The sequence below is a fragment of the Alkalihalobacillus sp. CinArs1 genome (genome assembly GCF_947387515.1).
Taxonomy (GTDB): Bacteria; Bacillota; Bacilli; order Bacillales; family Guptibacillaceae; genus Guptibacillus.
In genome coordinates, this window is record NZ_CANDOB010000001.1 from 1,169,468 (window position 1) to 1,185,828 (window position 16,361).

The window sequence follows — 16,361 nt, forward strand, 5'->3', positions numbered from 1 at the left end:
ACTATTGCTTTTCAATAACATTTTGTCGAAAATTACATTTAAAAGTATTCGTAAATTCGTTGCATCTTCTGATGTTTCTGTTATGATTATTTAAGATTGTATACTCATAAGTAGGTGAAGGAAAATGTTTACAATATCACAGCTGATTATTGGCTTCTTATTATCATTTGTTGTATCCATCCTCGCTACTCCACTCGTGAAAAAGTTTGCGATCAAAATTGGAGCTGTCGATCAACCTGACCACAGAAAAGTACACAAGGCAGTCATGCCAAGACTTGGTGGAGCAGCAATCGTAATAGGAACTGGTGCTGGATTTCTTTATCTGTCTCCATATTCATCATATATGCCTTATATTCTAGTAGGCGCAGCTATTATTCTATTAATAGGTTTTTTAGATGATAAATATACATTGTCTGCAGGAATTAAGATGATTGCTCAACTTCTAGCAGCGATCATCGTTGTGCAATCCGGATTAAAAATAGACTTTATCGCACTACCATTCGACGGAATACTAGACTTAGGTCCTTTTGGATACGTGGTCACGGTTCTATGGATCGTAGGTATAACGAATGCGATCAACCTGATCGACGGGTTAGATGGACTTGCAGGAGGAATCTCAACTATTGCATTTTCCTCAATGCTAGTAATGGCTATTTTTAATGGCAATCTTCTAGTAATCTCTTTAACTCTTATATTGATAGGAAGCACGTTAGGATTTCTCGTCTTTAATTTCCACCCTGCTAAAATATTCATGGGTGATACTGGAGCACTTTTCCTTGGATACGCTATTTCGATCGTATCGTTGATGGGCTTCTTTAAAAGTGTAACGCTATTTAGCTTCATTATCCCTGTTATTATTCTTGCAGTACCGATTTTTGACACGTTCTTCGCAATCCTTAGACGTATCATCACAAAGAAGAAGATATCGGATCCAGATAAATCCCATCTTCATCACTGTCTGCTCTCTATGGGGTATAGTCATAGATCAACCGTTTTAATTATCTATGGTCTTGGAGGATTCTTCGGGATATCAGCTGTCCTCTTCTCTAACGCAACACTTTGGGGCTCTTTTATCATCCTCGGGCTGATTCTAATCTCCATCCAGTTAACAGCAGAAATCGTCGGCTTGATTGGAGACAAGCGAAAGAAACCCCTCATCAATACAACAAAGAAAATCCTTTCATACAGTACCGCTATTAGAAAATAAACAAAAGCACAGGAGTTTAATCCTGTGCTTTTTAGTTAATCTAAAAGCCATTTTGAATAGAAATAGTGCTAATTTCCAACAGCCGTAGTAAGGATCTGAGCATCTTCATCTCTTCAAAATGCTCCGCAATTCCTCTCCAACTCTTTCTACAGAAGTCCGCAGGTAGTTAATGGCGGGGGAGTGTTTCCTGGTTTGATGATAACTTAGTAGGAGTGAATACGGCTTGACTCCCGTGGTCCAACGGGCGTTCGTCCACAGGAAAGCAAGCCGTATTCGAACTCCTACGGCTATAGTGCAGAAAATTAGGAATCCCAAACAATAAAGCACAGGGATTAACCCTGCGCTTTATTAATCTTATTTAAAAGCTGTTTTGTTTTAAACACAGAATCATACGATTTCAGCGTTGTTAAATAATCGATATGAACAACGAGATTGCTTTTTAATTCCTTATATTTAGTAATATCTTGAAAATGTTCGCTGATAAAATCCATATATACATCAGGGCTAACCTCTATGTATAACTCAGCATATTTCCCACCATCAAGTAAAGCACCGTTGAATTCGTTCATAATCGGCAAGAATTTAAATGTCGTATTCTGAGATTTATAGTAAGTTAACAGAGATCGCTTTTTATCCATATGTGTCGTAATATCTAGTACACAATTAGAGTATAAAGGAGAAATAGGACTCTGAACTTCATAAATCATCAACATCGTGTCCTCAAAGACTTCAGGGTGCTCCTCATATAACTCAAAGAGTTTGATACTTACTGCATAGTGGTCGATATGGGTATCGATCAATACCGGAAGAAAAACACGATTTGGTTTGATTGTAGTGAACAAGTCATAGAGTGGCTTTGAGAGATCTTCATGTACAAGATTTGTATCCTCAGCATCTAGAAAGTGAATATGTTCTTCCGGGACCCCAATCGATCTCGCGACATCGATGGCCTCCTCTTTTCTTTCTGCAATGATATCTTCAGCATTATCCTTTGACCCTTTGTTCCGACCGTCTGTTAAAAAGGCAATATGAACTTCTTTTCCTTCTTCTAAACTTTGAAGTATTGCACCACCGCACCCAATAATCTCATCATCAACATGTGGAGCTAATACCAACATACGCTCTCCTGAGAACGAATCCACGAGATGATTACGTTCCTTAATGATTAATTCATTTTCTTTGATCCACTGATTAAGGGACCGTTTAACCTTAAACCCATATACATACTGAGCAATGGGTCGAATTGATTTTTTAATTGAACTCATTTTTTTCACCCCAATTTATGCCGTGTCCGCATCTCCCCAAGCTATATACCATTTAGAGGCATCCGTAACTTCTTCGGCTGATTCGTTTAAATACTTAATCGAAAACCAGATGGAAGATGATTTTTTTATAAAATGATTTTTCTTAAGTGAAGTAGAAAGCTTTAAATCTTCCACTTCCCACATTTTAAGAACATCAAGTCCTAACACACCTTTACAGTATGATACTAAGTTGTCCAACATCTCTTTCTTAATATGGTCGTTCTTAGTAATAAACTCTGTAACAATTCCAGTTTTTCTTGTACCATTTTCATCGATCCTGATTACGCCTAGCCCTTGAATGGCATCTTCTCTAGAGAAAACCACTTTTACATAACGACTCTCTGGTTTTTCTGTGTACTTCCATTGTAGAAACTCTTCACTTCTGTTCTGATGAACTGATTGTGAAAGAGCATCCTTAATAAATGCAAGATGGCTCTCATCCAACTTGTTTACTTCGTTTAACTCAAACGTAAACTTCGAGCTTCTCAAAGCCGTTAGACGATCTAGTGCTCGAAGAGGTAGCTTTAAATACTTCTTAGAACCTGCAAGCGACTGATAACGAAGGACCTTTGCGTAAATAGAGATAGGAGCGATCCTCTTCCACCCAAGTTTTTCTAAAGGGGGTAAAGAATTATGATTTGGAAACGTGATGATCATGCTGATATCTTTCTTCTTCAACGCATCGATGGCATGTAAGTTGAGCTGTTTGTATATACCTCGTCCTTGAAAATCTGGATGAACCATCGAATCAACCGACTGCGCAGCTTGATAGACCTGATCTCCTATCGATACTTTTGTAATCAATACGACTCTCGATCCAACCAAGTCTCCGGTTTCCGTTACAGCACAAAAAATGATAGCGTTCATATCGCCACTCTGAAATTTCCATTTAAAATGCTCTGCACTCATCTCTTTAGAAAAAACCGCTCTGTATAGTTGCTTGTACTTATCGAAATCCGCTGGTTCATACTCTCGATAAACAATCGTTTCACTCATTATTTTGCAACCTTCTTTCTAACTTTACCTAATTTCTCTAAGATGAACTTTTTCTCATTTTTCACAGTCCCGAATGCTAACAATATCAATGCGTAAACAATCATTCCAATTATGATCTGGACGATGATTTCAAGAATAACATTCCCAAACGGAAAGCGCCCGACTCCATAAACACATGCTCCCATGGACAAGGCAGCAATAATGGTTTGTACGTGTGCTTTACTGAAGGAGATTTTGATGGTCGTAAGGTTAACGGTTTTATAATAACTCAGTAAGAAATAGACTACGTAAGCAATCAATGTAGCGTACGCCGCCCCAATGTATCCGTACATCGGAATAAGTACAAAGTTTAATCCAATGTTCACAAGCGCAGCAATAACCGAGATGTTTGCTATCTCTTTACTTCTTTTGATGATCTCCAAACTTTTATTAAAGTATTGTCTGATCCCAAGGAATAGGAAGCCGAATGTAACGATCGGCATGATGATATAACCCTGCTGGAAATCATTCTTTATGAATAGGCTGGCTAAATTATCAGAAACTGCTGCTAATCCGACAGCACAAGGAATCAGGACGAGAAGGAAATATTTAAAGATCTTATTCAGTACGCCATTCAGTTCCGTCTCTGTATTATTTTCACTTAAGCGGAACAAGATCGGCTCAGCCGTTGTCATAAAAATCGTAATAAGCGGCATCATAATTTGTTGAGCGAACGAGTAATTGATGGAATAAATCCCAACTTCATCGCTATTTCGCAAAAACTCGATCATATACCGGTCTGATAGCGTTAGTAACCAGTGCACACCTAGGATGAGGATGAATGGCAGTCCGTACTTCACATAAGGTTTTATATATTCAAAATCGATATCGCTTCTCTTAATAAGACGCAGACCTTTTCTATCTTTCAGAATAACAACCGCAATATAGATGATATCTGAAATAATCGTAGATAAAATAAGTGCATTGATTGGTGACTGAATAACATCTAACAAATAGAGAAAAAGTAAGAAGCGTGAAAAAACCGTAACTGACGTTAAAATCGTGGCAAACCTTGCCTTTCGTTTTGCCCTTAAATAAGAAAACATAAAGGAATGGATGTTAGCTGAAAACAAAAGGACAATGCTGATCAACGCATACTTTTCTGGAATAATCTTTTCTGTTATGCCCAATACAGCACCCACATAGATTAGGATGGATAAAACTGAGGCTGTAAGTAATGCCATCAAGAATGAAATGGAGATCAACTGATCCTCTCTTTGCTCTTTTTCACTCGTGCTATAAAAACGAATAAAAGCAACGTTGATCCAGTTTACTGAAATAATACCTAATAATCCTACTGTTGAATTGATAAGGCTGTACTGTCCAAACTCTTCTGTCGTAAAACGCTCAGTGAATATAGGAACAAGCATAAACCCTACAATCATTGGAACAATGTAAGTAATCGCATAATAAAACAGATCTGAACCGAATGATTTATTGCTCATCTAAAGCCTCTCCTACATAGTAATTTCAACATCTGTCCATAAAAAACATCCGGGGAGATGTTAATCCCCAGATGATGGTGAAGTGTGATTTAAATGTTGTTGAAGTGCAGCTGAAATTTCATTCACACTATCTTCATACGGTTGAAAATAGTATACGCCATTAATTCTTGCATCTTCACCGTTAAATTTCTTCGTTTCAATTGCGTTACTCGACATATTACTAAATTGACGTTGTAGGGAGAAAAGCTCGCCTGCACGTAAGTTTGTTGAGATATTTTCGCCAAGGTGTCCAGCAATCTCATCGATCTTAAATAGACCATTTGCAGTAAATACTTTACTGATCGCTGCTTGAATAACTTGTTTCTGACGATCAGATCTACCGAAGTCACTATCGAAGCGTCTCATTCGAACGTAGGCGAGTGCTTCCTCACCATCTAATTCCATTGAACCTTCTTCGAAATAGATTTTCTTACCATGTTCTTCATCGCTATATTCCCAGAAGTCAAACGGTACATCAACTTCCACTCCGTTAAGATCATCGATCACGCTTTTGAAGCCTTCGAAGTTAGCTTTCACATAGTAGTCGACTGGTACATCCAAGAAATTCTCAACAGTTTCAATCGTCATATCAGGTCCGCCGAAAGCATGCGCGTGATTGATCTTATCCTGCTTTCCTCTACCAGCGATTTCAACTCTGGTATCTCGAGGGATACTGACCATCTTAGCGGTTTTCTCTTTAGGATCAATCGTTAATAAAATAAGTGTATCTGTTCTTCCGTTATCTCCTCCGGTCGAATAATCCTCAACACCCATCAATAATATTGAAAAAGGGTCTTCCCCTATACTTATCGCATCTTTTCTTAACTCTGATTGATCGCCTCGCTCTAATTCATTGTAGGTTTGTTTGGATGCCTGCCACCCTTGAAATGCAAGATAACCTGCATAGCCTCCTATTCCAACCACAACGATTAAAACGAAAAGAAATACTTTCCTTAGCAGTGAGCGTTTCTTCCTTCGCCTAATTCTAGACTTATTATTACTCAAAACTTAGCGCCTCATTTCTTATCCTAGCCTTCGTTAGTTACTATTATAACTAAACTCTAACCATAAGAATAACATTATTTGTGATAAAACCAACCAATATCAAGAATAATCACATATTTTGTATTTCGGTTTCGGCTATATAGTTATATCATTCGTACTTCTGAGTAATTTATTGCTTGTTGAATTACATTTCTGCTCTGTTAATTATTGCATGTTACCAAGACAATTGAATGGCCTTTCCCCACTGAGGAAAGGCCATGTCGTTCGTTATTTATTGATTTCTTAATAGTTGGCTTTCAGGTACTTTACGTAGTGCCTTAGCAGGCGATCCAACCACGATCGTTTCCGCTTCTACATCTTTTGTAACGACGCTACCGGCTGCAACTGTTCCGTCTTCGTGGATGACTTTACCTGGTAAAATTGTGGAGTTAGCGCCGATTCGACCTCCATCTTTTACGGTTACACCTTTGAAATGATCATATCGTTCAGCTGACCGAGCAAGATAGTTATCATTTGTTGTGACAACATAAGGAGCTACGAAAACAAAATCCCCGAGCTCAGAATAGGCAGTGATGTAACAGTTCGTTTCAAGCTTACACTTTTGACCAACTTTACAATCGTTTTCTACAGCAACGCCGCGGCCAACGATCGTTTTCTCACCAATTGTCACTCGCTCTCTAATAGTAGCAAGATCAGCAACAAAAACGTCTTCGCCAAGCTCTGCATTCGCATAAATGATCGATGAAGTTCCAATTGTTGTACCAGATCCAATAATGGTTGGAGGCAACTTCTTCACGTCTGGCAGAATAGAGTTTTTCGCTCTAGCTGGCTGCTTACCGATAACAGCATTATCTTGAACCATTACGCCGTCACCGATTTGAACGCCATCATAAATAATAACATTATGGCCGACAACGACATTCTCGCCGAATGTTACGTTATCACCGATAACCACATTTTCACCAATTTTTACAGGTTTCATTTTAACACCCTTTGCTTCTTGTTATTAAACGCCGTAGAATTCTTCGATCTTTTCAACAACATATTCCTGTTGTTCACGAGTCAGTTCAGGGAACATCGGTAATGAGATCACTTCATCACATGCTTTCTCTGTAATAGGAAGATCACCTTCATTATAACCCAAGTCAGAGAACACTGGCTGAAGATGCAAAGCCTTAGGGTAATAGACCATCGATGCTACTCCATGCTCTTTCAAGAAGCTCTGTAGCTCGTCTCGTTTAGAGACACGAATCGTATACTGATGGAAGATGTGATAGTTGTGTTCTTCAACGAAAGGTGTAACAACATGGTCACCAAGCTTTTTCTGTAACAATTCAGTATATACAGAAGCATTTTCTCTTCTTTGCTTACTCCAGTCATTTAAATGAGCGAACTTTACATTTAAAATAGCTGCTTGTAGTTCATCTAGACGGCTATTGTAGCCTAGGACATGGTGGTAGTACTTGGGCTTACTTCCGTGAACACGGATGACGCGCATTTTTTCAGCAATTTCATCATCACTTGTAATGATCATACCAGCATCGCCATAAGCACCAAGGTTCTTAGTTGGGAAGAAGCTGTATGTTGCAGTCGTTCCAAGTTCTCCAACCTTCTTACCTTTGTATTCTGAACCGATTGCCTGAGCAGCATCTTCCACAATCGCCAGATTATGCTCGTCAGCAATTTCTTTCAGTGCATCCATATCAGCCATTTGGCCATATAAATGAACAGGAATGATCGCTTTTGTTTTATCTGTTACAGCTTCTTTAACTTTCTTTGGATCGATGTTGTATGTTTTCTCCTCAATATCAACAAAAACTGGCTTAGCTCCGATGCGAGCAATCGCTCCAGCCGTTGCAAAGAATGTGAAAGCAGGGCAGATGACCTCGTCTCCTTGCTCAACGCCACATCCAAGTAATGAAATGTGCAGTGCGTCACTTCCATTTGCTACACCTACACCGTGAGTCGCACTACTGAACTCTGCTACATCACTTTCAAGCTTCTTCACATTTTTACCTAGAATAAATTGCGCACTAGACATCACTTCTTCAAGTGCAGGCATGATGTCTCCTTTTAAGTTTTGAAACTGTTCTGTTAAGTCCAGCATAGGTACTTTCATAATGTAGACAACCTCTCTTTTTAAATAATTATTTTACTATTTTTTCGTATAACGCTACGAGACGTTCACTTTCTTTATCCCAGTTATAGTATTGCTCTACAGCTCTACGACCGTTTTCTCCCATTTCTTTTGCTTTCTCTGGGTTCTCTTTCAACCAGATCATCGCATTAGAAACATCATCGATATTTAATGGGTCCACACATATTCCGCAATTGTTTGTTTCCACAATCTCTTTCCATAATGGAAAATTAGAAGCGATAACTGGAATTCCTGCAGACATATACTCAAACATTTTGATTGGAAGCGATACGATAAATCGTGGTTCTGGGTGCAGAAGAACAAGTCCTGCGTCTGCTTCAGCTAGCGTATTTTTAACAGCAGCTCGATCCAAATATCCTCTAAAGTCAACATGCTTCCAGCCACTCATCGTCTTCACATCGTCATGTAAAGATGGCGGAGCAAACGATCCTCCAAGAATAAATTCAGCAGGTGTGGTTTCATTCACCTTTTCAACCGATCGAATCATTTCTTTGATTCCTCTAAGTAAATAGATTCCCCCAAGGTAAACGACTGAAAATGCGTCTTTCGCTGGTTTATCCACCACTACATCCTTCATTAATTCGTTTAGTAAAGGATAATTGTGAATGGTGATGCTATTTTCATTGTATTTTTTAAACCGTTCATTGATATGAGGGGTTGCAGTGACGATCGCATCAAAACGCTTTGACGCGAAACGTTCAACCTTTTCAGAACCAAATGAGATACCTTTTCGCAGCTTGCCAGGGATCCATTGCTTCGACATAATCTGCTGAGGCAAATCCTCATGTACGTCATAGATTACGGCTTTCCCTCGTTTTTTCAACTTAAGACCGATCGGCATCAGTTCAGGGTCATGAAAATGATAGACGTCAGCGTCTACTTCAATGGCTTTTTGAAAGACGGCCGCTGTGGTTTTTCGCATACGATTCAGAGGCTTTTCCTCTTTTGCTTCGACCCCAACGATTTGAACGCCATGCTCCATTCTCGTTTCAGCATTCGGTACGATGTACGTAACCGAGTGACCTGCTTTCGCAAGGGATTGGCATTCCTTTATTAAAATTCTTGTATCCATCGATTGATGGACAGAAGTCAGGTGACAAATATTCATTTCATCACTTCACAATCTTTTCCGTGTTTTTCGTTACGTTTTGATAGATCTGTTGTAAGTGCTGATTTACAGCCGTTTCACTAAATCGCTCTTTGCATTCTAATCGAATGGTGTCAGGATGATATTCTTCATACTGCTTCTCCATGTTGCTCATTGCAGTTCCTAAAGCATTACTGTCATCAACTGGAACGAGCACTCCGGTTTTATCTGACACAATGGCTTCGGGCCCGCCACACTTTGTTGCAATCAATGGCTTTCCTGCAGCCATCGCTTCAACTAGCACAACACCGAACGTTTCATAACGACTAGCTAAAACAAATACGTGGGCTTCTTCAAGTGCACTTTTCACTTGCTCTTTATCTAGTGCTCCAAGGAACTCAATCTGATTTGAGAGACCTTTTTCTTTAACGAGGGCTTCGAGCTCTCCTCTAACAGGCCCATCTCCACCAATTTTCAGCTCAGCAGCTGTACCTTTAAACTTCTTTTCAAATGCATCGATCAAAACATCCATACCTTTGTTTCGATTTAAATTTGCTACTGAAATAAATCGAAATGGTTCGTTTGGCACCTTGTCTGGCACTTGGAAAAAAGAAGGATCTACTGCATTTGGAATCAGGTGAATAGGCTTTGTTGTGTATTCTGCTAGCTCATTCCTCAGTCTTGGACCAACAGCAATTATTTCATTTGCCTGGTCAAGCGCATCTTTTACAAGCCTTTTTTGATAAGGCTTTAATAGTCCTCTTCCAAAAACCGAAGAATGCTCTGTGATGACAAGTGGTATATTTTCTTCTTTACTAATCTTCGCCGCCGCATACCCTGCCCAAAGGCAGCTATGAGCATGAATTACGGTTGGCTTCCCTTGCTCAGAGACAAGCTTATTATATAATTTCTTTAAACGATTATAAAAGATACCTTCTGTCGTATAGGGAAGATTTGCGAAGTAATTGTAACCCTTCATTCGATAGGTAACAATTCCGTTTTCTTTATTTACGGTCAATCCTGAATTATCCTTTTGCTTTCCAAATGTTTTGATACTCCATATTTCTGGATAAGCCACTGTAATCTCAAGGTCATCACCGTGAAGGGATTCAGCTTGTCTCTTATAGAATATACCTCGATAAGGAATCAATTCTTCAGGGTAACCAGAAGGCACAACTAATACGCGCGTCAATACTGACAACTCCTTAATCTGAGACTTCCTCTAGCAGGTCTTGTACGATTTTTTCCCAAGAATACTCTTTCACAACAAAATGACGTCCGTTAAGCGACAGCTCTTCGTATTGTTCCGGTGTCAGGTCTGCACAATACCTGATCTTCTCAGAAATATCTTGAGAATTCTCAGGTTCTGCAACGATGCCGCAGTGATTGCTTTCAAGTAAGTTCACACTTTCACCTGCACCGCAGTAAAGGATTGGAACTCCAGAAGCTAGTGCCGGGAATATCTTCGACGGGCGCGCCCCCTTGAAAAGTTCAAGATCTTTAAGAGATACAATACTATAATCAGTGATTGAAAACACTTTTGGCATTTCACTTACAGGAACTGAATCGTGAAAAACAACGTTATCTAGTTCCAACTCTTCTTTTAACTGAACAAGGTTGTCTTTTTCAGGGCCGTCACCAATAAATAAAAATCTAAGATCATCCCGATCCTTCACTTGCGAAATAGCCCTAAGAACGGATTCTAGACCTTGTGCATAGCCCATTCGACCAGCAAACGTATAGACTGTTTTCCCTTCAAAACCAAGTTTTTCGATCCACTCTTTGTCTTTTGGTTCACGATTGAACGTTTTGATGTTTACACCGTTCGGAAGTAAGAAAACGTTCTGTTCTTTAATTCCTTTGTCCTTTAAATACTGTGCGATGCCCTCCGTGGCAGCTGCAAGCTTCCATGACTTACGATAGAGCCAGTCTTCCAGCTTTTGTGCTAAAGAGATAAAGTTCTTGTTTTTAACGATTCCAAGCTCTACTGCAGACTCAGGCCAGATATCAGCGATGTTAAACACAAACTTTGCTCTTTTCATTTTTGAAGCGAGATAACCTGTAATACCAAGGAATAATGGTGGAGAGTTACAGATGATCACATCAGTTGGTTTAGCTTTCAAGATGGAATAAAATGCACTGAACGTAAATGAAAAATATGAAGTCAGACGTCTCCAGAAGCTCCCCTTTGGACTTGGATAGATCCAGCTACGATGAACCGTCAATCCATCATACGAATCTTTTTGATAAAATTTCCCTTTATACTCATCAGGAATAATGCCATGAGGGTGGTGTGGGAAAGCAGTAACGATTTCCACCTGGTGTCCTCTACGCTGTAGTTCTTTACCTACTTCATATAAGCGAATTTGAGGCGCACCGACCTCGGGAGGAAAATGCTGACTCAATAACATGACTTTCATAAATGAACTCCTCTACTTTACTCGAAAGTTGCTACGATTTTTGATGAAGCATCTCCGTCACCAAATATCGATTTGTATTCAGGATTAACATCCTTTTTAACAGCACTCAGTATCTTTTCTTTGTTAGTTCCTACAAGGATATTTGCGTCACTCTCAAGTGTTTCTACCCATTCTGTTTGCTCACGCATCGTTACACAAGGAACCTTCATAAAGTAAGCTTCTTTCTGTACCCCGCCTGAATCCGTCAAAATTTTGAGCGCATGACTTTCAAGCGTAAGCATATCGAGGTAGCCGACAGGCTCGATCACATACAGATTTGGAATCTCTTCAAGATTTAATCCTAGTCGTTCGATGACATGACGAGTTCTAGGATGGATCGGCCATACTTTTGGTTCTGGTATTTCTTTAAAAGCATTAAGAATTTCTTCAATATTTTCTTTCACATCCGTATTTTCAGCGCGATGCACGGTAATCAAGTAATATTCTTTTGAAGTTAAATCATGCTCTTTCAGAACGTTAGACTTATCTTCAGCTAGCTTCCGATTATACTCGACTGCATCATACATGACATCTCCAATGTTATAGACACGATCGGTGATAGATTCGTTCGTTAGGTTCTTAACAGCAGTATCGGTAGGACAGAATAAATAGTCGGATACATGATCCGTCATGATGCGGTTGATTTCTTCTGGCATCTTCTTATTAAAACTACGTAGGCCAGCTTCAACATGCACGACTGGAATATGTAGCTTCGCTGCACTTAGTGAACCTGCAAGTGTTGAGTTTGTATCACCATACACCAATACATAGTCAGGCTTCTCTTTCAATAGTATCTCTTCGATTTGAGTCAACATTTCCCCAGTTTGTTTACCATGGGAAGATGAACCTATACCTAGATGGTAATCTGGCTTTGGAATGTGGAGTTCATCAAAAAAGATATCAGACATGTTCTTGTCATAATGTTGACCAGTATGGATAATAAGCTCTTCGTGACGCTTTCTTAGCTCTCTAGAAACCGGAGCAGCTTTAATAAATTGAGGACGAGCTCCAAGTACAGTAATAAATTTCACGTGATCACCTCAAGTTAAGTATTAGAATGCATACAAACAATGGCAAGCACGCTCACGAAGAGCATGCAAGCCATTTTGTAGTTTACAGTTTATAGTATTTAGCTGGTTTTTCGACGTTTTTGAATGCATTGCGTGTATCAAAGATAACAGGACTTCTTTCTGCGATCATTTGATAGTCAAAGTCAGAATGGTCAGTCGCTAGTAAGACTAGGTCCGCATTCTCAACGAGCTCTTCCGTTAGAGCAACGGTTTCATTCACTCTTTCTGCTACTTTAAAGGATTCAACGTGTGGATCTGCTACGATCCAGTCTGCACCAGCTTCCTCTAGTTGCTCAAGGATAGGTAGGACTGGAGATTCACGAACATCCTCAATATCCTTCTTGTATGCAACACCTAGAACAACGACACGTGCACCGTTAAGAGCTTTTTTATCTTTGTTTAAAATCTGCATGCAGCGATCGATAACGAAATCAGGCATGCTCGTATTGATCTCACCTGCGATTTCAATAAGGCGTGTATGATAGTCATACTCTCTAGCTTTCCATGTAAGGTAGAATGGGTCGATCGGAATACAGTGACCGCCAAGACCTGGTCCAGGGTAGAACGGCATGAATCCGTATGGCTTCGTAGCTGCAGCATCGATCACTTCCCAAACGTCGATGTTCATCTTGTTGCATAGAATCGCCATTTCATTTGCAAGTGCGATATTGATGTTGCGGAATGTGTTTTCTAGAATCTTCTCCATCTCAGCGACAGCAGGACTCGATACTTCGTGCACATCACCTTCTAACACATTACGGTACATCGCTGAAGCGACTGTTGTACAAGATGGGGTAATACCACCGACAACTTTTGGTGTGTTCTTTGTATTATAGATTTTGTTACCTGGGTCAACTCGTTCAGGAGAATATGCGATGAAGAGGTCTTCCCCACATACTTTACCTGTCGCTTCAAGGATTGGTTTTAAGATCTCTTGTGTTGTACCTGGGTAAGTTGTACTTTCAAGCACGATAAGCATTCCATCATGTAGATACTTCGCAATTTCTTTTGCAGAGCTTTCAACATAAGAAGTGTCAGGCTGCTTGTACACATCGAGTGGAGTCGGAACACAGATCGCTACAGCATCAACGTCCGTAATTCTTGAATAATCGGTCGTTGCAACTAATTGCTTCTTTTCAACGTACTCTGCAAGCTCTTCGTCGACGACATCTCCGATATAATTGATACCGTCATTAACGAGGCCAACTCGCTTTTCCTGAACATCAAAACCAATAACATTGTAACCAGCTTTTGCTTTTTCAACAGCTAGTGGTAGGCCAACGTAACCTAATCCGACTACACCGATTGTAGCTGTTTTGTTTTCAATCTTTGCTAAAAGTTCCTTTGCATTCGTGTTCAATTGAATATCAACCATGATTATTCCTACTTTCTTTTATATTAATCGCGTACTTTGATTGGAGCATTCGTTTCTGCAGAGTCGTATAGCGCTAATACGAGTGCTAGTGCCTTCTTACCGTCTTCACCCGTTACGACAGGCTCACGATCTTCCTCAATAGCCTTTACCATATCCTCAATAATCCACTGATGTCCTGGTTTACCGAATGGATCAGCTTTCACTTTCTCGATAAGCGTGTTGCTCTCTTCGTCATTTAAATCTTCGATCGTCAAGTGTTCAAAGAGGGTTGCTGTCGTACCACCAATTTTTACCGAACCAGTTTCACCGAACAAACTGATCGTCTCTTCAAGGTTCTTCGGATATATCGTAGTAGCAGCTTCGATCACACCGAGTGATCCATTTTTAAAACGAATAACGCCTGTTGAAACATCTTCCGCTTCTATATCTCTAAGCCTTGTAGCACTCATGCTGTAAACTTCCTCAGCATCGCCCATCAACCACAGAATCAAGTCCAAATTATGTATCGCTTGATTCATTAAAACGCCGCCGTCAAGAGCTTTTGTCCCTCTCCAAGGGGCCTGGTCATAATAAGCTTGATTACGATTCCATCTTACAGTAGCGTTTGCGTGACTTAATTTACCAATCTTACCCTGGTTCATTAATTCTTTAATCTCCATCATCACTGGACGGAAACGGTTCGGATGCACTACTGATAGCTTAACATTATTTTCTTTGCATGCATCGATAATGCGTTGAGAATCTTCAAGAGTAAGAGCAATTGGCTTTTCTACCACGATGTGTTTCCCGGCAGCCGCTGCTTGTACAGCGAGATCGCCATGAAAACCACTTGGCGTACAGATGTTAATCACATCGACATTGTCATTCGCCAATAATTTGCTAAAATCATCAAAAGCTTCAACACCATAATCTATTACAAATGGTTCCATTTTTTCAGCAACAGTATCACAAACAGCAAATAGCGTAGCACCTTCAGCTGCTTGAATTGCATCAGCGTGTTTCTTTGCTATATGGCCACAACCTACAATTGCAAAATTCATATGTGTAAAATCTCCTTTTCAATTTCCTATATATAGTTTTCTACCGGACTTTATATTTTATGAACATACTTGTAAAGACATCTATATAATAAAATCTTCTATAGTAATTGTATAGTAATTATTTTCAATATCAATTATTTTGTTAAATCGACTAAAATTCGACTAAAATCAAAAAGACATCAACCGATCAGATGCCTTTTTGCACATACTAAATTTTCTATACCACTCTTCTTATTTTATAAAACTGTTTTAGTTAATTACCGGTGAAGTACGATGTTAAGTATTGCGCCCAAATGTTGTGGCCCATCTCATTCGGCTCGCTTTTATCTGTGAGGTACTCGTTCATCTTTTCATCATCTAAAGCTGGCCAAGCTTCCCAGTGATCGAGATAAATATAGTCGTGATCCGAAGCGAAGCTTTCAAGATCCTCTATTTGTAAAGGATAATACGTCGCATCGTATAAAGGATTCGATGGCTGAAGCATAATGGTGACATCTTCATTCACTTTTTTATATTTATTTATCAAGTTGGTTGTGATTTCAAGAGAATCTTCAATACGGATAATTCCATTATTTTTAAGCAAGAAGGGTTCTAGTAGCAGCACATCTACGTTAGAAGCTGTAATTTCCTGAACAACCTCATCTGACGTTTTGTCTCCAAACGACTTAACCGTTAGCTCAAATACTCCGTCTCCATATGTATTGTCCAGGTTTTCTTGTAACACTGCTGGCCAGCCGACTGCTTCTTCGGATGTAGCCGCAGAACCCACCGCCTCCACTTTTACTGGAAGCTCACCGTTTTCAATCGCTTTTGTTAATTCTGTGGGGAGATTTGAGGCGAGCTCATTCATTCCTTCAGAGTTCTGATTCTTATTATCTCCCTTATCTTTCACCCCTGCTGAACTTACTTCAGTAGCTCCAGCGCTACCTTCATAATTAGTCGCTCTACTTTCCCAATGACTCTTTCCTAATATAATGACAACTATACATGCTAGTAACAGTACGATATTCATTACTTTGTTCAAACAAAGTCCCCCTCAGCTTTTGTTAGAAATATTATCCTTATTTGATTACATTTACTAATACTTAGTTTCAATTATATAGAGAGACCCCCACAAAATAAACAATATATCGAAAA

At 39.6% G+C, this 16,361-nt stretch carries 14 protein-coding genes; 1 reads left to right on the forward strand and 13 read right to left on the reverse strand.

Going from position 1 to position 16,361, the window contains the following annotated elements:
* Positions 1-124 precede the first annotated feature (124 nt).
* Positions 125-1,207, forward strand: a complete 1,083-nt coding sequence (locus tag PFZ69_RS06120; protein ID WP_270180118.1) for a glycosyltransferase family 4 protein — start codon at positions 125-127, stop codon at positions 1,205-1,207.
* 332 nt (positions 1,208-1,539) lie between these two features.
* Here PFZ69_RS06120 and PFZ69_RS06125 read toward each other — a convergent pair whose 3' ends face one another.
* The 13 genes from PFZ69_RS06125 to PFZ69_RS06185 form a co-directional block, all read right to left on the reverse strand.
* Entirely contained in the window at positions 1,540-2,472 is a 933-nt protein-coding gene (locus tag PFZ69_RS06125) for a PIG-L deacetylase family protein (RefSeq protein WP_270180119.1), read from the reverse strand.
* Between the two features lie 15 nt (positions 2,473-2,487).
* A complete protein-coding gene (locus tag PFZ69_RS06130) occupies positions 2,488-3,507 on the reverse strand; it encodes a GNAT family N-acetyltransferase (RefSeq protein ID WP_270180120.1) in 1,020 nt (339 codons plus the stop codon).
* Positions 3,507-4,991 (reverse strand): flippase, encoded by a 1,485-nt coding sequence (locus tag PFZ69_RS06135; protein ID WP_270180121.1) that lies wholly within the window; start codon positions 4,989-4,991, stop codon positions 3,507-3,509. Before PFZ69_RS06135 ends, PFZ69_RS06130 begins: the two co-directional genes overlap by 1 nt.
* Positions 4,992-5,051: 60 nt before the next feature.
* Positions 5,052-6,035, reverse strand: coding sequence for an LCP family protein (locus PFZ69_RS06140; RefSeq protein ID WP_270180122.1), 984 nt, complete (start codon positions 6,033-6,035; stop codon positions 5,052-5,054).
* A gap of 271 nt (positions 6,036-6,306) precedes the next feature.
* The gene (locus PFZ69_RS06145) at positions 6,307-7,017 is read right to left on the reverse strand and encodes an acyltransferase (RefSeq protein WP_270180123.1); all 711 of its coding nucleotides are present in this window, start codon (positions 7,015-7,017) and stop codon (positions 6,307-6,309) included.
* 24 nt (positions 7,018-7,041) lie between these two features.
* A complete protein-coding gene (locus PFZ69_RS06150; RefSeq protein WP_270180124.1) occupies positions 7,042-8,154 on the reverse strand; it encodes a DegT/DnrJ/EryC1/StrS family aminotransferase in 1,113 nt (370 codons plus the stop codon).
* Between the two features lie 28 nt (positions 8,155-8,182).
* The gene (locus PFZ69_RS06155; RefSeq protein WP_270180125.1) at positions 8,183-9,301 is read right to left on the reverse strand and encodes a glycosyltransferase family 4 protein; all 1,119 of its coding nucleotides are present in this window, start codon (positions 9,299-9,301) and stop codon (positions 8,183-8,185) included.
* Between the two features lie 4 nt (positions 9,302-9,305).
* Complete coding sequence (locus PFZ69_RS06160; RefSeq protein ID WP_270180126.1) at positions 9,306-10,472, reverse strand: glycosyltransferase; 1,167 nt, start codon at positions 10,470-10,472, stop codon at positions 9,306-9,308.
* Positions 10,473-10,485: 13 nt separating this feature from the next.
* The gene (locus PFZ69_RS06165) at positions 10,486-11,700 is read right to left on the reverse strand and encodes a glycosyltransferase family 4 protein (protein ID WP_270180127.1); all 1,215 of its coding nucleotides are present in this window, start codon (positions 11,698-11,700) and stop codon (positions 10,486-10,488) included.
* A 17-nt stretch (positions 11,701-11,717) separates the two neighbouring features.
* Entirely contained in the window at positions 11,718-12,770 is a 1,053-nt protein-coding gene (gene wecB, locus PFZ69_RS06170) for a non-hydrolyzing UDP-N-acetylglucosamine 2-epimerase (RefSeq protein WP_270180128.1), read from the reverse strand.
* Positions 12,771-12,852: 82 nt separating this feature from the next.
* Positions 12,853-14,184, reverse strand: a complete 1,332-nt coding sequence (locus PFZ69_RS06175; protein ID WP_270180129.1) for a nucleotide sugar dehydrogenase — start codon at positions 14,182-14,184, stop codon at positions 12,853-12,855.
* 23 nt (positions 14,185-14,207) lie between these two features.
* On the reverse strand, positions 14,208-15,224 hold the full coding sequence (locus PFZ69_RS06180) for a Gfo/Idh/MocA family protein (protein ID WP_270180130.1): 1,017 nt from the start codon (positions 15,222-15,224) through the stop codon (positions 14,208-14,210).
* A gap of 253 nt (positions 15,225-15,477) precedes the next feature.
* Positions 15,478-16,248 (reverse strand): hypothetical protein, encoded by a 771-nt coding sequence (locus PFZ69_RS06185; RefSeq protein ID WP_270180131.1) that lies wholly within the window; start codon positions 16,246-16,248, stop codon positions 15,478-15,480.
* Positions 16,249-16,361 lie beyond the last annotated feature (113 nt).

What these genes read in the sequence shown, in the direction of transcription:
- PFZ69_RS06120 (WP_270180118.1), top strand. Translation starts at nt 125, where the DNA reads ATGTTTACAATATCACAGCTGATTATTGGCTTCTTATTATCATTTGTT.
- PFZ69_RS06125 (WP_270180119.1), bottom strand. Translation starts at nt 2,472, where the DNA reads ATGAGTTCAATTAAAAAATCAATTCGACCCATTGCTCAGTATGTATAT.
- PFZ69_RS06130 (WP_270180120.1), bottom strand. Translation starts at nt 3,507, where the DNA reads ATGAGTGAAACGATTGTTTATCGAGAGTATGAACCAGCGGATTTCGAT.
- PFZ69_RS06135 (WP_270180121.1), bottom strand. Translation starts at nt 4,991, where the DNA reads ATGAGCAATAAATCATTCGGTTCAGATCTGTTTTATTATGCGATTACT.
- PFZ69_RS06145 (WP_270180123.1), bottom strand. Translation starts at nt 7,017, where the DNA reads ATGAAACCTGTAAAAATTGGTGAAAATGTGGTTATCGGTGATAACGTA.
- PFZ69_RS06150 (WP_270180124.1), bottom strand. Translation starts at nt 8,154, where the DNA reads ATGAAAGTACCTATGCTGGACTTAACAGAACAGTTTCAAAACTTAAAA.
- PFZ69_RS06155 (WP_270180125.1), bottom strand. Translation starts at nt 9,301, where the DNA reads ATGAATATTTGTCACCTGACTTCTGTCCATCAATCGATGGATACAAGA.
- PFZ69_RS06165 (WP_270180127.1), bottom strand. Translation starts at nt 11,700, where the DNA reads ATGAAAGTCATGTTATTGAGTCAGCATTTTCCTCCCGAGGTCGGTGCG.
- PFZ69_RS06175 (WP_270180129.1), bottom strand. Translation starts at nt 14,184, where the DNA reads ATGGTTGATATTCAATTGAACACGAATGCAAAGGAACTTTTAGCAAAG.
- PFZ69_RS06180 (WP_270180130.1), bottom strand. Translation starts at nt 15,224, where the DNA reads ATGAATTTTGCAATTGTAGGTTGTGGCCATATAGCAAAGAAACACGCT.